Source organism: Halorussus sp. AFM4 (assembly GCF_051194995.1).
In the GTDB taxonomy this organism is placed as follows: domain Archaea; phylum Halobacteriota; class Halobacteria; order Halobacteriales; family Haladaptataceae; genus Halorussus.
The window spans coordinates 511,406-531,125 of the sequence record NZ_JBNTJT010000004.1 but is presented as its reverse complement, the minus strand read 5'-3'; the positions used below and the strand labels follow the sequence as shown (position 1 = coordinate 531,125).

At 62.5% G+C, this 19,720-nt stretch carries 15 protein-coding genes and 1 tRNA gene; 9 read left to right on the top strand and 7 right to left on the bottom strand.

Going from position 1 to position 19,720, the window contains the following annotated elements; all coding sequences use genetic code 11:
* The first annotated feature begins 92 nt into the window (after positions 1-92).
* The gene (locus tag ACQUQF_RS20090; protein WP_435180917.1) at positions 93-1,559 is read left to right on the top strand and encodes an MATE family efflux transporter; all 1,467 of its coding nucleotides are present in this window, start codon (positions 93-95) and stop codon (positions 1,557-1,559) included.
* A gap of 47 nt (positions 1,560-1,606) precedes the next feature.
* Positions 1,607-1,679, top strand: a tRNA-Arg gene (locus ACQUQF_RS20085).
* Between the two features lie 669 nt (positions 1,680-2,348).
* On the opposite strand, the gene ACQUQF_RS20080 is transcribed toward ACQUQF_RS20085, so the two are convergent.
* Positions 2,349-2,678: a hypothetical protein gene (locus ACQUQF_RS20080; protein ID WP_435180916.1), complete on the bottom strand. Its 330-nt coding sequence runs from the start codon at positions 2,676-2,678 to the stop codon at positions 2,349-2,351.
* A 377-nt stretch (positions 2,679-3,055) separates the two neighbouring features.
* On the opposite strand from ACQUQF_RS20080, the gene ACQUQF_RS20075 reads away from it, so the two are divergent.
* Positions 3,056-4,507, top strand: a complete 1,452-nt coding sequence (locus ACQUQF_RS20075) for an aldehyde dehydrogenase family protein (protein WP_435180915.1) — start codon at positions 3,056-3,058, stop codon at positions 4,505-4,507.
* Positions 4,508-4,711: 204 nt separating this feature from the next.
* Complete coding sequence (locus ACQUQF_RS20070) at positions 4,712-5,485, top strand: IclR family transcriptional regulator (protein ID WP_435180914.1); 774 nt, start codon at positions 4,712-4,714, stop codon at positions 5,483-5,485.
* Positions 5,486-6,130: 645 nt separating this feature from the next.
* On the opposite strand, the gene ACQUQF_RS20065 is transcribed toward ACQUQF_RS20070, so the two are convergent.
* From ACQUQF_RS20065 to ACQUQF_RS20050, 4 genes are all read right to left on the bottom strand, one after another.
* On the bottom strand, positions 6,131-7,069 hold the full coding sequence (locus ACQUQF_RS20065; protein WP_435180913.1) for a dihydrodipicolinate synthase family protein: 939 nt from the start codon (positions 7,067-7,069) through the stop codon (positions 6,131-6,133).
* A 114-nt stretch (positions 7,070-7,183) separates the two neighbouring features.
* On the bottom strand, positions 7,184-8,863 hold the full coding sequence (locus ACQUQF_RS20060; RefSeq protein ID WP_435180912.1) for a TCP-1/cpn60 chaperonin family protein: 1,680 nt from the start codon (positions 8,861-8,863) through the stop codon (positions 7,184-7,186).
* A gap of 90 nt (positions 8,864-8,953) precedes the next feature.
* Positions 8,954-10,033 (bottom strand): hypothetical protein, encoded by a 1,080-nt coding sequence (locus ACQUQF_RS20055; RefSeq protein ID WP_435180911.1) that lies wholly within the window; start codon positions 10,031-10,033, stop codon positions 8,954-8,956.
* 4 nt (positions 10,034-10,037) lie between these two features.
* On the bottom strand, positions 10,038-10,322 hold the full coding sequence (locus ACQUQF_RS20050; RefSeq protein WP_435180910.1) for a hypothetical protein: 285 nt from the start codon (positions 10,320-10,322) through the stop codon (positions 10,038-10,040).
* A 389-nt stretch (positions 10,323-10,711) separates the two neighbouring features.
* Between ACQUQF_RS20050 and ACQUQF_RS20045 the strand changes: the two genes are divergently transcribed.
* Complete coding sequence (locus ACQUQF_RS20045; protein ID WP_435180909.1) at positions 10,712-12,211, top strand: ABC transporter substrate-binding protein; 1,500 nt, start codon at positions 10,712-10,714, stop codon at positions 12,209-12,211.
* A gap of 162 nt (positions 12,212-12,373) precedes the next feature.
* Here ACQUQF_RS20045 and ACQUQF_RS20040 read toward each other — a convergent pair whose 3' ends face one another.
* Positions 12,374-13,942, bottom strand: a complete 1,569-nt coding sequence (locus ACQUQF_RS20040; RefSeq protein ID WP_435180908.1) for a TCP-1/cpn60 chaperonin family protein — start codon at positions 13,940-13,942, stop codon at positions 12,374-12,376.
* Positions 13,943-14,079: 137 nt separating this feature from the next.
* Here ACQUQF_RS20040 and ACQUQF_RS20035 point away from each other — a divergent pair, with 137 nt between their 5' ends.
* The 4 genes from ACQUQF_RS20035 (at position 14,080) to ACQUQF_RS20020 (ending at position 18,525) form a co-directional block, all read left to right on the top strand.
* Positions 14,080-15,246 carry an ABC transporter ATP-binding protein gene (locus tag ACQUQF_RS20035; RefSeq protein ID WP_435180952.1) on the top strand — a complete coding sequence of 389 codons (1,167 nt, stop codon included), beginning with the start codon at positions 14,080-14,082 and terminating at the stop codon, positions 15,244-15,246.
* A gap of 206 nt (positions 15,247-15,452) precedes the next feature.
* Positions 15,453-16,400 (top strand): carbohydrate ABC transporter permease, encoded by a 948-nt coding sequence (locus ACQUQF_RS20030; protein ID WP_435180907.1) that lies wholly within the window; start codon positions 15,453-15,455, stop codon positions 16,398-16,400.
* A gap of 10 nt (positions 16,401-16,410) precedes the next feature.
* On the top strand, positions 16,411-17,247 hold the full coding sequence (locus ACQUQF_RS20025) for a carbohydrate ABC transporter permease (RefSeq protein WP_435180906.1): 837 nt from the start codon (positions 16,411-16,413) through the stop codon (positions 17,245-17,247).
* Between the two features lie 189 nt (positions 17,248-17,436).
* Entirely contained in the window at positions 17,437-18,525 is a 1,089-nt protein-coding gene (locus ACQUQF_RS20020) for a mannonate dehydratase (protein ID WP_435180905.1), read from the top strand.
* A 63-nt stretch (positions 18,526-18,588) separates the two neighbouring features.
* Here the strand turns inward: ACQUQF_RS20020 and ACQUQF_RS20015 are convergent, their stop codons facing one another.
* On the bottom strand, positions 18,589-19,554 hold the full coding sequence (locus ACQUQF_RS20015) for a malate dehydrogenase (RefSeq protein WP_435180904.1): 966 nt from the start codon (positions 19,552-19,554) through the stop codon (positions 18,589-18,591).
* Positions 19,555-19,720 lie beyond the last annotated feature (166 nt).

The window sequence follows — 19,720 nt, the reverse complement described above, 5'->3', positions numbered from 1 at the left end:
ATCGCCGCCGGAACGGCCGATATCTTTCCTCCGATTCGAGACACAATTTCAACCCGAAGCATTGAAATCCCAAGGAGTCGTGACGGTGAACAGTGGCATCGACGCGCTCCGACGGCATCACGACGGGCGGACTGGCGCGTCCGCTCTTCGACCTCGCGTGGCCCATCGTGGTCACGCAACTGCTGCAGGTCGCATACAACGTCGCCGACGCGTTCTGGCTGGGCCGCCACTCGGCGGCCGCGGTCGGCGCGCTCAGTCTGGCCTACCCGATCATCTTCTTCCTGATCGCGTTCGGCGGCGGGTTCAACGTCGCCGGGAGCACCCTGGTCGCCCAGTACATGGGCGCCGACAGCGACGGGTCGGCGGGGAAGGTCGCGGGCCAGACGCTGGGGTTCGTGACCGTCGTGGGCGTCGCGCTGAGCCTGGTCGGCCACTTCGGGGCCGATCCGATGCTCGCGCTGTACCCCAGTAGCGCGGCCACCGCCGACTCGGTCGTCCCGCTCGCGGCCCGATACATGGAGGTGTTCTTCCTGGGACTGCCCTTCATGTTCGGGTTCATGGCGTTCTCGGCGCTGATGCGGGGGTACGGCGACACCCGGACGCCGATGCGGGTGATGGTGGTGTCGGTCGCGCTCAACGTGGTGCTCGACCCCCTGCTCATCTTCGGCCTCGGCCCCGTCCCGTCGCTCGGCATCGAGTCGACGCTGATCCCCGCGATGGGCATCGAGGGCGCGGCCGTCGCCACGGTCGTCGCGCGTGCGCTCGGCGGGGTCGTCGGCGCGTACGTGCTGTTCTTCACGGACGCCGGCCCGGACGTCGAGCTCGGCCACCTCGCGCCGGAGCTGGGCTACGTCTCCGAGCTGGTCCGCATCGGGGTGCCGGCGGCGCTGGAGGAGTCGGCCGGCTCGCTCGCGATGCTGACGCTGACCGTGATGATCGTGACGTTCGAGCCGGCGGTCATCGCGGCCTACGGGCTTGGCAACCGGCTCATCTCGCTGGTCTTCCTCCCGGCGGTCGGGCTCGGCAAGGCGACCAACACGATGGTGGGCCAGAACCTCGGGGCGGGCAAGCCCGACCGGGCCGAGCGCGCCGTCCGGCTCGCGGCCGGCGCCGGCGCGGCGGTGATGTTCGCGCTGGCGATCGCGGCGGCGCTGGTGCCCGAGCCCGTCGTCTCGGTGTTCATGGCGACCGAGTCCGAGCGGGCGGCCAGGACGGTGGCGTACGCCGCCGAGTACCTCCGCATCCGGACGGTCGAGTTCGCGTTCATCGGCGTCTTCCACGTGCTGGTCGGCGCCTACCGGGGCGCGGGCAACACCAAGACCGCGATGGCGTTCTCGATGATCACGTTGTGGCTCGTCCGCGTGCCCGCGGTCTACCTGCTCGCGTTCGAGACGTCGCTCGGCCCGACCGGCGTCTGGATCGGCGTCGCGCTCGGCCACGTCGTCGGCGCCGTCGCGGCCGGCCTGTGGTTCACCCGGGGGACCTGGAAGGCGACCGTGATCGACCGCGAGCGCGGCGGCGCGGCGGTCGACGCCGAGCCCGCGGTGCCCGAGGACTGACGCGACTTTCAAAACGGTTAAGCCCCCGGCAGCGCAATTCCGAGTGAGGGCGGCTAGTTCAGCGGACAGAACGCTTGGTTCCGGACCAAGAGGTCATGGGTTCAAATCCCATGCCGCCCGCTTTCTCCTGCGACTACAACTGCGAGCAGTTCGTCTGCTCGCTTCCTCCGGGAGCAGGAGAACGCGTTCGCAAATGGATTTGAACCCCTGCCGGTCGCAGCCCGCGCAGTGAGCGAAGCGAACGAGCGGGACCGTCCGGCCCCGGGTCCAAATCCCATGCCGCCCGTCGGCGTTTGAATAGTTCGTATTCGCAAGACAGCGTCGGGTTACTCGGAACCGCACACGAAATCCGTTTTCTTTCGTTCGAGCGTCGAACGATTTCGAACGAGGCGAATCGTCAGTGACGGCCTCGGAATCTTCAGTATCAATATCACTTCCCACCACGACCGAATCGTCGCCAAGTTGACGGCAGTTGTCAACCGCCTACTGTGGGTTTCCGAGGTACCGACCGGCAGTCGCACTTCGAACTTCGGAACGCGGGACGGGGACCCACCTACGGACATGGCCGAGGCTCGGTCAACCATGCGGTCATCGCTACGTATCGTCTTTGCCATCTGTGTCTTTGATCTCGGTCGGTTTGTCGAGGAGGTCGTCAGGGAACCCCTTGGCGGGAACGAAAGGATTCGAGGAGGCATGACCAGCGGCGACGGAGCGGGTCATCCATACCCTTGAGACTCTGTCGGAACGGTGCGGTTTTCCACGTCAAAGCTATGTCGTTGCTGTTTAGATCTATCCCTCGTATTTTGGGCTTACTTTCCAGGTATTCCCCTCCAGAACGACGAGATCGTAGCGTTTCAGGACTTGCAAGAGGTCAACAACTTCCTCAGCGTCGTAATCTACAGTCATTCCATCCGGTAAGTTCCTCGCAACCGAGCTACGAGTTCCCTCTTCCATTCGCTCGATGGTAGTAAGGACCGACTCGACGTCCTGGATGAAGGGTTCGAGGACGTCGGGGCTTTCTTGACCACGGTTCAATTTGGCCAAAACGTTATCATATGATCCGGTAATCTCCATCGATACGGACACGTCGCCCGATTCCAACTCCTGTTGTTCGCTCATGTACGAGGTATGCAATCCGCTTCGTATAAAATGTTTCTAAATCGGGCGAATATATTTCCATATACAGCCATTCCAGATTTTGTTATCTGAATACAGAATCAGAATTAGGAGGATGTAATTCGCCCTCCTTCCTATCAGTCGCCTGCAGATGGTTCGTTGCGCATCTTTTTGACAGTCGGACGACACCTCCTAAGCCTGGACCCATATAGTACAGAGATAATGTCTGGAAGTAACTATCTGGTCGCTGCATCTGATTAGCGGAGATATGATTCCGTCGCATATGCCTAAATCCCTGTTTCATCCGTCAGAGTGCCCTGAAGGGTGCAGTCATAGACTACCAAAACATTAGTAACCCTGGAATCCGAATCGTGGGAAGAATGCCCACAGCATTTAGTAACTACATCGACGGTGAGTGGGTCGAATCGAAATCAGGCGAGACATTCGAGGTCCGCAATCCAGCAAACACGGAGGAGGTCGTCGCCCGCTACCCGGCGTCCACGGAGGCGGACCTGGACCGCGCGGTCGAGGCCGCCGTGGCTGCGCGCGAGGAGTGGGGCGACACCCCCGGCCCGTCACGCGGCGCGATCCTCCGGGACGCCGCCGCTGAACTCGATGCGCGTAAGGAGGAAACCACCGAGACCCTAGTCCAGGAAGAGGGTAAGACCCGTTCGGAGGCCGGCGGTGAGGTCCAGCGCGCCATAGACATCTTCTACTACTACGCCGAGAAGGCGCGGGACCTCGGCGGCGTCGTGAAGGCCGCGAGCGGTCCGGGAAAGGACCTCTCCACTCGACGCGAACCGCTCGGCACTGTCGGACTCATCACGCCGTGGAACTACCCCATCGCGATTCCGGCCTGGAAACTCGCACCCGCCCTCGCAGCCGGCAATACTGTCATCCATAAGCCGGCGTCGGCCGCGCCGAACGTCTCGCGCATCCTCTACGAGTGCCTCGACGCGGCCGGCCTTCCGGACGGCGTCGCGAACATGGTTACCGGCTCGGGTAGCGACGTCGGCTCGCCCCTTGCAGGCCACGAGGACGTCGACGGTGTCTCGTTCACCGGCAGCACGGCCGTCGGTACCGCGGTCGCCGAGACCGCTGCGCAGGACCTCAAGCGTGTCCAGTGCGAGATGGGCGGGAAGAACCCGACCGTCGTCATGCCGAGCGCGGACGTCGATGAGGCCGTCGACATCGTGGGCGTGGGTGCGTTCGGCACGACCGGCCAGTCATGCACCGCGTGCTCTCGCGCCATCGTCCATGAACAGATTTACGACGACTTCGTCGAGGCGATCACCGAGTACGCCGAGTCGCTCGACGTTGGTCCTGGCCTCGACGACCCCGATATGGGTCCGCACATCTCGGCCGACGAACTCGACTCGACACTCGACTACATCGAGATCGGCAAGCAGGGCAACGCGAGGTTGACGACCGGCGGGAGTCGACTTACCGGTGACCGATACGACGACGGACACTACGTCGAACCGACGGTGTTTGCTGACGTCGACAACAACGCACGCATCGCCCAAGAGGAGATTTTCGGCCCGGTGCTGTCGGTCATCCAAGTGAGTGACTTCGAGGACGCGCTGGCCACCGCCAACGACGTTGACTTCGGTCTCTCGGCCAGCATCGTCACGCGCGACCATGCCGAGGCCGAGACCTTCACCGAGGAGGTTGAGGCGGGCGTCGCGAAGGTCAACGAGAAGACGACTGGGCTCGAGCTCCACGTCCCGTTCGGCGGCTACAAGCAGTCGTCGACGAACACGTACCGCGAGCAGGGCGATGCGGGTCTCGACTTCTTCACGTCGGTCAAGACGGTCTACGACAACTACTGATCCCACCGTTCTGTCTTGTAGTGCGGCCCCTGGGGGTTCGGTCCGCGGCCGGACTACCGGTCGCTCGGTCGTCACCGTTTCTAACTCCGTTCCTGGAGCGGTTCACACCCCTCTATCCTGATAATCCACCTGTTCTGTTCGTCCGACCGTCTCGGTTCCCCACAAGGGAACAACGTTATAGGTGGGGAACTCAATTAGAGAGATATGCCAAACACCACGGACGAACGGCCCGGGCGAACGATACGGTCAGTGAAGATCGCCTTCAACATCATCGACCTCCTCCAAGTGCGTGGCCGCATGGGCGTCACGGAACTGGCCGACGAGCTCGGTCACTCCAAGAGTACCATCCACAGCCACCTCCGAACACTGGAGGACCGTAAGATGATCGTCCGCGAGGAAGACGGCTACCGGCTGAGTCTGGGGTTTCTGGACATTGCGAATCATGTGAAGGAGCAAATTGGCAACTACGACGTCATCCGCGACGAAGTCGATACGTTAGCCGAGGAGACCAACGAGATCGCCCAGTTCGGCATTGAGGAGCACGGTCAGGTCGTCTACCTCCACAAGGCGACCGGCGACCAAGCCGTCGAGACTCGCTCGCGCGTCGGCACCCGAGCACCGATGCACTCCACGTCGCTCGGCAAGGTAATCCTCGCCTATCTGCCGGCTGAGCGGACCGAGAGAATCATCGAGTCCATCGATTTTGAGCAGTTCACCCCGAACACCATCACGAGCGCCGACGAACTCCGCGACGAACTCGACCGAATTCACGACCGCGGCTACAGCATCGACGACGAGGAGAACATCGAGGGACTCCGATGCGTCTCGGCCCCTGTAAAGAACGGCACACAGGTGCTAGGCAGCGTCAGCGTCACCGGCCCGTCGAGCAGGCTGACCGACGAGCTAATCCACGAGGATCTTTCTCACCAAGTCCAGCGGGCAGCGAACGTCATCGAACTCAACACGAAGTTTTCGTAGACATGCTTGTGGGTCCAGTCCTTCTCTGATTCCCACTCTGTCGTTCCGTGGTTGCAACCGCTGGATGTGCCCCATTTTGGTCCCACGAACTCGGTTTCGGTTCCCGCCACCCGAACCATTACAGCGATAGTGTTGTAAAGCCCACCACCTGCGTTCGATAACCTGCATCGGAAAATTACCTTCTATCGGTCACAAACTTCCCCCCACACCAACAATTTGACCAGAGAAACGTCATCTATGAGCGTCAACTGCCGGTATTTTCGGGAATTCGGTAAAGGCGAACTTGGGAATAAGTACAGCTAAGTTTTCACTCCAATATAATCTGCATAATAATAGATGACGCTAGTTACGCACTTTGAGGGGAGTTCACCTCCAAACGCCGCCATCTAACGTTCCCGAAGCAGGAACGCGATGAGATGTCGTGGTCTAGTCGAAAGAAGCCGATTGTGAGGAACCCGACTAGCAAGACGAATGGCCGATTTACGCGTGCGCGAACAGCAGAGTATTGCGATCCCATCGCTTCACGGTTGACTCCTCATAGTAGGACTGCCACACGGAACGTCAACCATCAAAAACGTAGAGACTAGGGTCGTAGCGAAGACGACCGTTTTAGTCGCTCACAATCGATGAACTGGCGAAGTACCGCTATTTGATGAGCCGCTCGATGTCGTCGTCAAGTTGGTTGTAGAGTTCCTCTGCGCGCCGCTCGTCGGCCTCCGAGAGGGGATGTATCGGCTCGCGGACGGTCCCGCCGTGGAGTCCCGCGAGTTCAAGCCCCTTCTTGACCGCGGCGACGCTGACGGCTCCTGGGATGGTGTTGTCGGTGCCGGTCTCGTCCCGGAAGTTCTGGAACGGCATGCAGATGTTCCGGAGCTCGCGAGCGCGCTCCCAGTTCTCTTCCGAGAGCGCGTCGAAGAGTTCGAGTCCAACTTCGGGCCTGAAGTTGCTCACACCGGCGGAGAATCCCTCGATTCCCTCGCTCCAGAACGAGACGGCGAATGGTTCGGCCAATCCATCTACCCAGACGACATCGTCGGCGCCTGCTGATACGGCCTGTCCGAGCTTCACGCCGTCCTCCAGTGCGTACTTGATCCCGACGATACCGTCGATGGCAGTCAGGTCCACTAGATACTCCACTGACGGGTCGAAGCCGCGAACGTAGGGGACTAGCGGTTGCTCAGTCGCGTCATCGAGTTTCCGGTAGTAATTGAGAAGCCCCCGTTCGTGGAGGTACGTATGGTCCGGGGGCATGATCATCATCGCGTCGACCCCGATGCGTTCGTAGGCTTGTATGAGATCGGTGGCTGCCGCCGTTGAGCCGCCGACGCCGGCAAGTACGCACGCGTCGTCCGGAAGCGCGTCGACGCTCGCTTTCGCGACCTCAACCCGCTCCTCGGCCGAGAGCGAGTGGTACTCGCTGATGTTCGCGGTGGCAAGGAATGTTCGGATCCCCTGGTCGTAGATGGCGCGGGCGTTCTCCTCGATTTTCGCGTACTCGATATCGCGGTTCTCGTCGAATGGTGTCAACAGTCCGACTGCAACGCCGCGCAGCCGTTCCTGGACTTCCGTGGCTGTAAGGGGCATGATATGCGAAACCAGTCGAGGTGGTATAAAACTATCGCCCGCACCCCTCGAACCGAGCGTCAATGCGGGACAGTACGGGGTCGCCAATGCCGACGACGGGCAGCATCCGCTCCACTACTCGTGTTCTGCCTCAGGAACAAATCCCGAAAACTCGACGCCCGGGTGGAGCACCGCATCGATGGTCAAGAGTTGCTCGGCAATCGACCGCGCGGTCTCGAGTGCCTGAGAAAACACTCGACGGGGCTCAACGACTTCGGCGTCCCACGGATTCTGCGGCCGACCAGTCTCCAGATTGAGGCCGACCGCCGCGTGGGTGCCGTCGGCGAAGGCGGTGCGAATACGCGGTATCGCGTCGAGCGGTTCTAATCCGGCGTTTCGGGCGAGCACCGTCAGGAAGTCTTCCAGTGCGTCGGCGAACGCCTCTACGGCGAGTCGCTCGCGCCCGGACCCGGGCGTTGACCGGCGGAGATCGTGCATAACCGCCGCGGCGGGTGCCCCCGCACCAGGCAGGATTTGCCTGTCGATGGCCGCGACCGCCGCCACCTCGACGGCATCGCTGACGAGTCGCTCACGCCGACTTGCGGACGCGTCGAGTTCGACGGGGACGATGAGCGTGAAGACGCTGCCGTCGCACTCGTCGAAGAGGGTCCACTTCTCGTCCTCGTGGACGACCTCGTGGACCTGTCCGGCGGTCCCGACCACCTCATCGGTGACGTCCTCAACGTGGGACACGACGGTCGCCCCGGTCGCACGGGCGAGCCGGTACACGTTGGATTTCGGATATCGGGCCCGGTCGACGACGACGATTCCCGCCTGGGTCAGCGCGGATTGCATCGAGTCTTCGACATCATCTTGCGAGACGAGCACCTCGACGCCCAGGTCTGCGAGACCCTCGGCGAACTTCCGATGGTGATGGACCCGCTCGTCCCGCTCCCGTTCGAGTTCGCCTGGCGACGAGACCTGCGTCTCGGCTGTGGGCGTCGCCGTCCGCTCGAACGACACTTCGTCATCCATGATTACGATCCCCGCGTCTTTAAGCGTCCCCTCAAACGCAGGCTCCCAGTCAAACTCTACGTGGGCGTCTTCGTCCTCCTCGAGGGGATTCGGTCGGCGTCGGACCACAACGCCGCGGTGGAAGGCTGGCTCACTCTCGGTCGTCGCAAGGACGTCGATGTCGTCGGTGTTCAACCACTCCCCGTCAGTCGCCTCGGCGAGGCTCGCGACCGCCTCCGCGACTTGGTCGGCGTAGCGCGCCCGCACCTCGCCGGTGATGTCCGCGGTCATCGAGGTGGCGGCGACTCGGCGGAGCATCCGCCGGTCGGTCGGTTTGCACGGCCGCACGAGATCGTCGAGCACCGAGCCAGCGCGCGACGCAGCGAGCGCGTAACCAGTGACGACCACGTTCGGGTGGACGCCGTCGTCTATGAGGTCCAACCCCCGGCGGACGAGGGCGTCGGCCAAGACCACGGCGGTCCCGGTTCCGTCGCTGAGCGCCCGCTGCATCGAGTCGACGGCGTCGACAAAGAAAGCGGCAACAGGGTCGTTGAACCCATCCCCACGCTCAATGGCGGCGAGGATTTCGTCGGCGTCGCCCGTTAGGACCGTCTCGGGCTCGTTCTGCCGGTCGTGCGTCTCGACCAGCTTCTCCAGGGTGTTCGGGCCTATGGTCGACCGGACCAAGGACGCGACGCTGTTTGTGGTCTGCTCGACGTATCGTCGCACCTCCTCGTCCCGAATCGCCCACTCGTCCCGGTCGAGATCGTCGAAATCGAGGTCCGCATCACTGAGATTCATGTGCGGGGGTTTGTCGGATGCGGTTATAAAACTGGTCCACCACCGAACGGGTCAGGCCCCGCCCGCCAGAATAGACCGAATCGATGCGAGTCAGCCGCCGGTCGCCGCTCGGCCCTCGCCGCCTGCGAGGAGTCGCTCTCGAAGCTGGGCGACGCGGGGGTTCGGGCCTGGAATCTTCTCGGCCTTCCGGTCGAGCGCGGCGGCCACTTCGCGCTCGGCCTCCCGGAGGTTCCGCTCGACGACCGACACGCGCGCCCGTGTCTCGTCGGACGCGCCGGTCGACCGGCCCCGGTCTAAGAAGGTCCGTGCGTTCGCGGCAAGGGCGACCGCGTCACGACCGTGGCCGACGACCCGGCTGGTCGTGTTGTAGTCCCAGCCGATCTCGACCGACTCCTCGTCTAACACCCCGACGACGAACTCGGCCTTCGCGATTGACGCCTCGGCCGCCGACATTCCTGGATCGACGTCCGACTGCACGTCGATCGCGACGAGCACGCCCCGCTCGGCGGAGTTGTAGGCGTCCGACTGGTATGCGGCGCCGGCGACGCCAGTGACGCCCACCACCAGCAGGACAACCGTCGCGAGGACGATGAGTACCCGTGGTATCCGCCGAATCGACGCCGATCGGCCGAAGGGATTGGTGTCGGTGGCCTCGAGCGACACCGGGAGTGTCCTTTCGATGTCGGCCACCAGCTGCCGGGTCTTCCGCGAGGTGCCGTTCACCACCAGACGGCCGGCATCTGTCGTTCGGACGAAGGAGTTGTGGAACCCAGTGTGGGTGACCGTCAGTCCGTCTCCCTCAGGAAACTCCTCCCGCTGAACGCCGTCGTACGCATCCCCTCCCCGGACGAAGTCACGCACCGCCCGCAACGCGTCGTCGGGCTCCGGGATTACAGCGGTGGAGACGAACGTCGACCGCAGGTCGTCCGGGTCGCCGACCCGTCCTGATGCCGCCTTCCGGCGGAGGCGGAGCCGGCGCAGCATCCCGTACAGCCTGAATCGCGCGCGGACGTATAACGACGGTAATGCGGCGACCACGACGCCGAGAGCAGCGACCTTGAGAAAGGGGACGACTCCGCGTTGCGCGCCGTATTCGAATATCGCCCAGAGTGAGAGGACTACGAGGAACCCGCCGGAAGTCGCCGTGAATGCTCGGAGCTTGGTCGCCATCGCTTTATTCTCCTAAAAATGCTCGTTTGATCTTACCGAGGAATCCAACTTGCCTGGCTTCGGACTCCCGCTCGAAGAGTGGACCGAACAGTTGCCGGAGTTCCTCACGACTCTCGATTTGCTTCGCGTCAACGTCGTCGAGCAGTTCCGCGACCATGATGGAGTTTCCCTGCTCGTCCACCTGGACGTTCGCGAATGCGTGTTCGCGTTCTAGCCGGCTGACTTCGACTGGGTACGACCAGCCGGAGTCGGCGATGAGTTCGTGGATGGCGTCGGGCCCGTATGTCATATCGTCCCGTATTGTGAGGAGCTATTTAAATCCATTTCTCGGTCGAGACGCCGGCTCCCAGCGTCGGTGCTCTACGTCTAGTAACTCCAACAGAAGGGTCCTCGTCGGCTTGAATTGTGTTCCGTCTACGGTCTCCTCGCTCACCAACCAGTTCTCGCCGAGCCGATCACGGCTGTGTTGGACACCTTTCGTAGACCTATTTAGTAGTAGGAACTTTTATTAGGGTCGGAAATGACTATCCGGTGGGTTAACACACCACCATGGCTAGAAGTAGCAAATCCGCAGGGGACGAATCCTCGTTCGACGAAGTAGAGCGTAGTACCGGGGGCGAGACCGAGCAGGCTAGTACAGACGAGTCGGCCTCGACGGACATTAACCGTCGCGGCGTGATGAAGCTCGCTGGCGCCGCGAGTGCCGGCGCACTCGGCTCTCTGGCCGGGTGTACTGGCGGAACTAACGACGACGGAAACACGGAGAACACCGACAACACCGAGTCCAACAACGCCGATACCGACACAAATGCTGGGGACGGCGGCCAACAGGAGTCGGTCACAGTCACGTACTGGTCTGGGAAGGCGGCCGAGACCCCCAAACTGAAACAGTACTTCAAAAAGGGGATGAAGACGTTCGAGGAGCAGAACAGCAAGATCAACGTCGACATGACCGTGCTGGCGTGGGATCAGCTGAACCAGAAGTACATCACCACGATGCAGTCGGGGACGAACCCGCCGGACCTCGCGTCGGCCGGGACCTATGGTCTCGAGATGTTCCAGAACGGGAAGGTTGCGGAGCTCTCCTCGTACATGGAGGGCGACCCCGACCTGCCCGAGAAGTGGACGCCGGCCATGCAGGAGGCGACGGAGTATCAGGGCAAGCAGTGGGCCGCGGGCATCGGCGGGCTGAACACGACCGTCTTCGGCCTGCGCTCGGACATCTTCCGGGACGCCGCCGGCATCCAGAACCCGGAGAAGGAGCTGAAAACGTGGACCCAGATGCGCCGGGCACTCGACAAGATAAAGAAGAATACGGACTCACACGCGTACGAAGTTACTGGTGTCCAGTCCGACGTTGAGGCGTACTGGGGGAATGCCCGTACGTCGTACACCGGCGGTACTGACCCGTGGATTGACGTCGAGAACAAGGGATCGACCGACGACCCGCACGTCAAGCCCGGGAACGCGCCGCGGACGGACGGAATGATCAAGAACAACATCGACCTCGGGGCGACCTACTCAACCAAGAAGCACCCGTCGCGGGGCGACGAGGGCGTCATCCCGCTATTCGTCAAGGGCGACGTCGCCTCGTTCGGTTACAGCCTGAGCGTCAAGTCCATCAAGGCGCTCGACCCGAGCTTCAAATTCGGATGGGACGGTCAAGCGTACGCGCTCGCGGCGCCCAAGCTCGACCCGAACTACGGCGAGGAGTTCGGCATCCCCGAACTGGCAGGCAAGGAGGGCCAGCACGGCGGTCACTCCTGGACCCTCGAGGGACAGCTGTGCGTGACCAAGTCCTCGAAGGTCAAGGAGGCGGCCTACAAGCTCGCCAAGTTCCGGAACACGAGCAAGGACTTCGGGCTACCGCTGTACGTCGACCCGGAGCTGGCACAGTCGGTACCGGCGTACAAGCCACTGCTCCAAGCGATCCAGCAGTCTAAGTACAAGGACATGCGGACCCAGCCGCTCAACAAGCAGATTAGCCTGCTGGAGGAGTACGGCGACAATTACCGGACTACCGGTGCCAAGTGGGACATCCCCGGTACGAACACCATCCGGTGGGACAACATCGGTGGGACGATGGCCAAGGCGTACTCCGGTCAGATCAAGCGTGACAAGGCGCCCCAGCGGATGGGCAGCGTCATCCAGAAGACCATCAACTCCTCGTCAAGTTGAAGCCGACGGGGAGAAATACCGTGACGGCTCTCATTTCTCGCAGGCGACAGACGCCGACGCACTAGTAACGCTCACGAGCGATTGGGAGACTCACACATTATACGGCAGTTCGCAACTCGCTGTGATTTTGGTAACATCAGTCCTGAATCGGTCGCCGGAGCCTTACCGGCCGGAATCGGCCTTCTCCGCTCGATTAGAGTTCGGGCCGTCGTCCGGGTTCAGGTCGGTCGCTGCTACCTGCGCGTCGATGCGGACCAGTTCTATTGCCGCGTCGGTCGCGGTGTTTAGAAGCGCCTGCTTGAGCGCCGTCGGCTCGACAATCGCATCGCCGTCGGTGACGTCCTCGACTGCTGCCTGCGCAGCGTCGACGCCCCACACGTCCCGTCCGTCGGCATGTGCGACGTGGAGTCGGGCGAGCGCAGTGTGGCCGTCCATCCCGGCGTTCGTTGCCAGCGTCCGCGGAACCGCAAGCAGCGCGTCGGCGAAGGCTTGGGTCGCCAGTTGTGACCGGGCGTCGACCGACCGAGCGGACTCCCGGACCGCGTGCGCGACGCTGGTCTCGACGGCGCCGCCGCCGGGGACGACCGTTCCGCACTGCTGTGCCGAAAGCGTCGCAGCGACCGCGCTCTCGACCGACCGCCGGAACGTCTCGACGGATCGCGGGTCGGGTGCGCGACAGAACACCGTGAACACCGGGTCACCCGCGTCCGACTCGATCGCCGTCATGTCACGGCCCGCGGTCCGTCGAACGCGGATGTCGCCCGCGCCCTGGGCCGTCTCGTCGAACTCGGTGAGTCCCGGAACGACGTGCGCGCCGGTCGCGCGAGCAATTCGCGACAGGTCCGCTTCATCCACGTGGTCAAGCGCGAGTATCCCACGGTTCGCGAGTAGCTGTTCGACCCGGTCGTTGACCGCACCCGCCGTGACGATGCAGTCGCACCCCGCCTCGACGGCGGCGTCGAGTTGCTCGTGGAATGCCTCTCGTTCCTGGTTCCCGATTGTGACCCGGTCCTCGAACGAACCGACTTGCACCCCTTGGGAGTCAACGTCCAGGGAGGGCACGTCGACGGTGGCGGACAGGACGGCGATACCGGCCCCGTCGAGCGTTCGTGGCATTGTTTCGGTCACCGGTCCTGCGTCGAGGACGACGCCGCCGACGAGTTCAGTCTGCGATTGGGCGCCGCCGATTCGCGAGACGACCTTTATCTGCTGGCGGTCAGAGGCCGTGGTGGTCTCGCGCCCAACCGTCTCCGCCGCGTGGGCGATGTACTTCGCGACATCCGTCTGCACGGCGGGGTCTCGTGTCCCGGTGAGTGCCGTGCGAGCGACCGCCTCTAGCCCGACCGCCGAGACCGGATAGGCCCGTCGCTGGAGTTCCTCAGTGGCGATCGTCAGGGCGTCGCGGTAGCCCCGAGCGATGGTGGTCGGATGAAGTCCCTGTTCGGCCAGGTCATCGGCCTCGGCCAGGAGCTCACCGAGGACCGTCACCAGCGTCGCCGTCCCGTCACCTTCTTGAGACCGGAATTCCGACGCGGCCGATTGTAGTAGCGTGAATGTCGGGTTAGTGAGGTCGAGCTTCTCGAGGACGAGGCTTCCAGACGATGTCGTCTGGACTGTCCCGTCCTCTTGGACGACTAGCTTATTGGCACCGAGCGGCCCCAGTGTCGTGCGAACCTCATCGCAAATTGATGCGAGGGTACCGACACTGGCCCCGTCTTTCTCGGTTGGCATACTACTACGATACTTGCATGCCCCCTTATGTGTACTGGATAGCCAGCCGAGACATCGCAGCGACGCTCTCGGACAAACTGGCGGAAGGGATAACTATTTATAACACTGGACTGAAATTGACGAACACGATTGGGACTATGGCAAGTGTTAGCTTTGACAACGTCACGAAGGTGTTCGACGACAAGTCGGGCGCGATCGTTGCAGTTGAGGAACTCGATCTGACCATCCAAGACGGGGAATTCGTTGTCTTCGTCGGGCCGTCGGGGTGCGGGAAATCGACCACGCTCCGCATGCTCGCAGGATTAGAAACCGTCACGGACGGTGAGATTCGGCTTGCGGGGGAGCCGGTGAACAACGTCTCGCCGAAGGACCGCGACATCGCGATGGTGTTCCAGGACTACGCGCTCTATCCGCACAAGACAGTTCGGGGGAACATGGGGTACGGGCTCAAGATCGGTACCGACCTCTCCGACGAGGAAATCGAACGGCGCATCCAGGAGGCAGCCGAGATGATGGGCATCGAGGACCTGCTCGACAAGAAGCCAAACTCCCTGTCTGGCGGTCAGCAGCAACGGGTCGCGACCGGCCGTGCCATCGTCCAAGAGCCCGAGGTGTTCCTATTTGACGAGCCGCTCAGCAACCTCGACGCCAAGCTCCGCAAGCATATGCGGACCGAGCTGGCACGACTCCACTCTGAGCTCGAGATTACGAGCATCTACGTCACCCACGACCAGGAGGAGGCAATGACGATGGCCGACCGCATCGTCATCCTCAACGACGGCACGCTCCAGCAGGTTGGGACACCCAAGGAAGTCTACTACCGGCCGACAAACCAGTTTGTCGCTGACTTCATCGGCTCGCCGAGCATGAACTTCTTCGACGTCGAGCTCCGGGAGAACGACGACGGGTCTGGTGAATTCGTCTGCGAAGGCCACTTCAGCTACGGCATCTCAGAGTCGCTGTGCGAGAACATCGCACAGAACACCGACGACGACGAGTTCCAGATCGGGATTCGGCCCGAGAACGTCCGCGTCGATACGAACGCGTCCGACCGCAAGACCATCGAGGCTCCGGTCGACGTCGTCGAGGTTGTCGGGTCGAACAACTTCATCTACCTCGATCTCGCCGACCGTGAGACGTGCGTCAGCACCTCTCCGGAGATTGAACCTGACGAGGGCGAGCTCATCGACCTCACCTTCGACGAGAGCGACCTCCACGTGTTCGAGAAAGACAACGGGGCCGCCATCGTCCACGGCCACGACGAGACGAACGGGACCCCCGAAGAATCGAAGGTCGAACTCTGAGTCACGGACCGCATCGACCGCCGCACGTGCACTTCTGCACTGCCAGTCCTCGCCCGGCACCGCCTGTCCGCAATCATACGTTTCAAGGCCACTACTCTTCCGTCTGGTTCCCCGCCTGCGCCACACCACTCGGTGCTGTGGCTGTGACGTGAATGGAACCGAACACAAGCTTTATGTCGCAAATGCCTGAATTGAGAGTAGACCACATGGCACATAGCGAAGAGAGTAGTACGGAGAGCTTCCGGGACAAGTACGGCATCGAGGAGAAGTCACTTGTAGAGCGGCTGATGGAACACAAGACCGACTACCTCTTCATCCTCCTGCCGGTAATCGCCTTCACGGTGTTCTTCTACTATCCGATTGCGAGGGGTATCTGGCTGACGCTCCACCGGGTCAACCTCGGCGGGGCGAACATCTGGGTCGGGTTGCAGAACTACCAGTGGTTGTTGACCAACGACCTGTTCGTCTTCGCGCTCGGGTGGTCGGTGGTGTTCGTCGGCCTCTCGACGTTCTTCCAGCTCTCGTTCGGCATGCTCTTGGCGCTCCTGTTGAACGAGCTCCGCGGTGCCCGCGAGCGGTGGGCCACCGCGACGCTGATGGCGCCGTACTTCAGCGCACCGCTCGTCGGCGGAATCATCTGGCTGTGGTTCCTGAACCCCAACTACGGGTTCGTCGCGCGGATCTTCATGTTGCTCGGTCTCGAACCGATACAGTTCCTCTCGGGTAATTTCTGGCCGTATGTCTCGCTCATCGTCGCCCAGAGCTGGCACGACTACGCCTACGCAGGCATCATCTACGCTGCGGCGCTCAAATCGATTCCCAGTTCCCAGTACGAGGCAGCCGCGATGAACGGGGCGGGCCGGCTCCGCCGGTTCTTCGACATCACGCTGCCCCATCTCAAGATCCCGACGGTCATCATCCTGGCCATCCGGACTGCGTGGAACTTCGCGGAGTTCGCCCAACCGTTCGTCCTCACGGGCGGCGGACCCGGCACCCGGACGATGTTGCTGAGCATCCTGGTATACCGGGTGGCTTTCCTCCGGACCCAGTTCGGGCGGGCCTACGCCATCGGGATCGTGATGCTCGCCATCTCGATCCTCGCGGCGGTGCTGTACATCACGCTCATCGGCGAAGAAGAGGACATGTACCTCTGAGGTGTTCACAATGATAGAAACAAGCCACAAGGACCGATTCGTATTGTATGCCGGACTCACAGTCTTCGGAGTACTGGCACTACTGCCGTACCTCTGGATCGTCAGGACGTCGTTCCTAACCAATATCGCGGCCATCAGCACCGACGTCCCGTTCATCGTCCTGCCCGGGATGGAGTCATTCTCCGTGCAGAGTTTCGTCGAGGTCTGGAACAACTACGACCTCGTAACCTACTTCAAGAACAGCATCTTCGTCTCGCTGAGCGCCACCGTGATCGCGCTCATCGTCTCCATCCCCGGCGCGTACGCGTTCGCACGCCGCGACTTCCCCGGCCGGAAGGTCATCTTCTACACCGCGGTGTTCACGGTCATGTTCCCCTCGATCGTGATCTTCATCCCGGTCTACGAGCTGTTCTATTGGCTCAATCTTGTCAACACGTACGCCGGCCTCATCATCGGGCTGGGCGTGTTCGTGATGCCCCTCTCCATCTGGCTGCTTCAGGGCTTCTTCCGCCAGGGCATTCCCGCGAACATCGAGGAGGCCGCGAAACTCGACGGTCTGACCGACTTGACTGCGTTCCTGCGAATTGTCCTTCCGCTCAGCGCACCTGCGGTCGCGGTCACTGCACTATTTGCGTTCCTCAATGCGTGGAATAACTTCCTCTGGGTGTACCTGCTCACCAGCGATAGCGGCAAGCGCACCGCGACCGTCGCTATTTACTACCTGACCGCCGGCGACACACTCCGGCAGTGGAACCAGATCATGGCGGTCGTCGTGATGCTGGTGCTCCCGCCGGTCCTGTTCTACGGGCTCATCCAGGGGCGCGTCGGCGAGGGGATGGCCGGCTAGTCCGCGAACTGCCGCCCTTCGTTCAAACCGCACTGCTCACCTCAATCGTACTTTCCTTCTGGACCGTAGTGCTCGCCCCGAGCGTACTCTCGCTCAACCGCAACTCCGTCTCGGCATCGCCTCTCGCCTTGGCCGTGGCGTGCCGTCGTCAGGGAAAAATTTATGCAGGCGGTCGAGCTTTACTGAGTCATGGCAGAAACGGCCAGCGCAGATCGCGAGAGCCGCGACTCCGACGAGCGACGGATGCGGGTTGGGTTCCGTACGCGGGAGTTCTCGGACAGTCGCCTGCGGTTCATCAAGCAGCTCGGCGTGAACGACCTCTTCCTCGATCACTCAGCGGTCGAGGAGGAGCCCGACGAGTTCATCGACAACACGCAGGCGGGCCGTTCGGACGCGCTCACGCTCGGCGGTGAGTACGTGCCCAGCGTCGAGGAACTCGTCCAAGCCCGCACGAAGATCGAGGACGCCGGCCTCCGGCTCACCGGCATCCACTCACTCCCGTACTCGGTGTACGGCGACATCAAGTTCGGCCGTGACGGTCAGGAGGAGGCGGTCGAACGCATCAAGACACTGATTCGGAACATGGGGAAAGCGAAGATTCCGATTCTGGGCTATCAGTGGAACCCGCGGGGACTGGTGCCCATGCGGACGTCGAAGACCAGGCGGATCCGCGGTGACGCGAAGGCCACCGGGTTCGACCTCGACGACATCGAGGACCCGGAGGTGCCGTTCGGGGAGGCGGACGAGGAGTACTCCGAGGAGGAATTCTGGAACAACTACGAGTACTTCCTCAAGGAGGTGCTGCCGGTCGCGGAGGAGGCTGGCGTCCAACTTGCGCTCCATCCCGTTGACCCGCCTGTGATCGAGAAAATGGGTGGGATTCCCCGGTTGTTCCGGAACTTCGAGAACTTCAAGCGGGCGATGGAACTCGTTCCGAGTGACAACCACGGACTCAAACTCTGTCTGGGCTGCTTCTCGCAGATGGGCGAGGATATCCCGGAGGTCATCCGCTACTTCGGCGAGCGTGACGAGATCGTCTTCGTCCACTTCCGAGACGTCGAGGGGACGATGCCGTCGTTCAACGAGACGTTCATCGACGAGGGCAACTACGACGAACTGGAGGTGCTTGAGGCGCTGCATGACGTCGGGTTCGACGGTGCGCTACTCCCGGACCACGTGCCGCGGATGGAGGGCGACTCCCAGTGGGGCCACCGCGCTAACGCGTTCACGGCGGGCTACATTCGGGGGATGCTCAAGGCCGTGCTCCGCGACGAGTAGCCAGCGTCGCGCCGCCCGGAAGCGGAGGTGCGGCTCTCAGCGTCACCGTGACGTTCCGCCCCGTTACGCGTCTGTTTCTGCAAGATGTCGATACGCAGCATTCAGTCGGTCCTGTTCCCAATCAGAGAGCTCCCAGTGTTCGATCTCGTCCCAACCACCGGCCGACAGCGTCACTGGGACGCTCATGCAGACATCCTCATATCCGTATTCGCCCTTAAGGGGAACCGACAGGCAGACGGGCTCATCAGTTCCCTCCGTCAGGATGGCGTGGACGACCGCGGCGGCTCCGCGACCCGACACCCACCGTGACGACTCATCGGCCCCGCGCTGCTCCATGACCTCGTACGGGACGTCACGCACGTAGTCGACCACCCGCTGTCGCTCCTCCTCGTCGAGGGACACCTGATTGCCCCCGACGGTGGTTTTCGAGAATATTGGCACGACGTGTTCACCATGCTCGCCCATCATCGGACACCGGACGTCGCCGGGGTCGGCGTCGCGGAGCCGACCGAGTTCGGCCGCCGCGCGAGCGGTCTCGGATAGCGAGTATCCCACGAAGGAGCGCCGCGGCCACCTGGACGCGCGCCACAGGCGGTGGGTGATGCGGTCGACCGGGTTCGTGACCACGACGACCGGTCTCGGGTCGACGTCCGCCATCCACTCGCCGAGTTCGTCCGCTACGGTCTTGTTCCGCTGAAAGTAGGCGTCCCGGCCGCCACGCCCCACCGCTTCGGCGGGCCGCGAGACGTTGTAGACCGCGACGATGCAGTCTGTGTCGTCAACGACGTCCGGCCCCGGTTCAGCGATTTCCACCGGTCCCGACCCGCCCCGGACGTCCGCTGCGACGGCTCGACCGGCCGCGTGGGTCGTATCGTGGTTCATGGCGTGTTCGATGTCGGTCGCGTGACCGGCCGCGGCGTCGCCCTCCACGTCGACGAGGCGTATCGAGACGTCCGGAACTGTGACCGCGAGCGTGTACGCGACGGTCGAACCGACGGAACCGGCACCGCCTATTACGGTAACGTGCATCACTTCGAGTAATACTGTCGACCGGCATGTTTGTTTCGGAGGCTTCGACCGTGAGAGTGCCAGTCGTTTCGCTTCACGCCGTTGGCGTGCCCCGACGCCAGTAGGAATTGCCGATACCACACTGTTCTATCTCCCCAGTCGGCGCACATTATAGTAGGCTTCGATG

What these genes read in the sequence shown, in the direction of transcription:
- ACQUQF_RS20080 (WP_435180916.1), bottom strand. Translation starts at nt 2,678, where the DNA reads ATGAGCGAACAACAGGAGTTGGAATCGGGCGACGTGTCCGTATCGATG.
- ACQUQF_RS20075 (WP_435180915.1), top strand. Translation starts at nt 3,056, where the DNA reads ATGCCCACAGCATTTAGTAACTACATCGACGGTGAGTGGGTCGAATCG.
- ACQUQF_RS20070 (WP_435180914.1), top strand. Translation starts at nt 4,712, where the DNA reads ATGCCAAACACCACGGACGAACGGCCCGGGCGAACGATACGGTCAGTG.
- ACQUQF_RS20065 (WP_435180913.1), bottom strand. Translation starts at nt 7,069, where the DNA reads ATGCCCCTTACAGCCACGGAAGTCCAGGAACGGCTGCGCGGCGTTGCA.
- ACQUQF_RS20060 (WP_435180912.1), bottom strand. Translation starts at nt 8,863, where the DNA reads ATGAATCTCAGTGATGCGGACCTCGATTTCGACGATCTCGACCGGGAC.
- ACQUQF_RS20055 (WP_435180911.1), bottom strand. Translation starts at nt 10,033, where the DNA reads ATGGCGACCAAGCTCCGAGCATTCACGGCGACTTCCGGCGGGTTCCTC.
- ACQUQF_RS20050 (WP_435180910.1), bottom strand. Translation starts at nt 10,322, where the DNA reads ATGACATACGGGCCCGACGCCATCCACGAACTCATCGCCGACTCCGGC.
- ACQUQF_RS20045 (WP_435180909.1), top strand. Translation starts at nt 10,712, where the DNA reads ATGAAGCTCGCTGGCGCCGCGAGTGCCGGCGCACTCGGCTCTCTGGCC.
- ACQUQF_RS20040 (WP_435180908.1), bottom strand. Translation starts at nt 13,942, where the DNA reads ATGCCAACCGAGAAAGACGGGGCCAGTGTCGGTACCCTCGCATCAATT.
- ACQUQF_RS20035 (WP_435180952.1), top strand. Translation starts at nt 14,080, where the DNA reads ATGGCAAGTGTTAGCTTTGACAACGTCACGAAGGTGTTCGACGACAAG.
- ACQUQF_RS20030 (WP_435180907.1), top strand. Translation starts at nt 15,453, where the DNA reads ATGGCACATAGCGAAGAGAGTAGTACGGAGAGCTTCCGGGACAAGTAC.
- ACQUQF_RS20025 (WP_435180906.1), top strand. Translation starts at nt 16,411, where the DNA reads ATGATAGAAACAAGCCACAAGGACCGATTCGTATTGTATGCCGGACTC.
- ACQUQF_RS20020 (WP_435180905.1), top strand. Translation starts at nt 17,437, where the DNA reads ATGGCAGAAACGGCCAGCGCAGATCGCGAGAGCCGCGACTCCGACGAG.
- ACQUQF_RS20015 (WP_435180904.1), bottom strand. Translation starts at nt 19,554, where the DNA reads ATGCACGTTACCGTAATAGGCGGTGCCGGTTCCGTCGGTTCGACCGTC.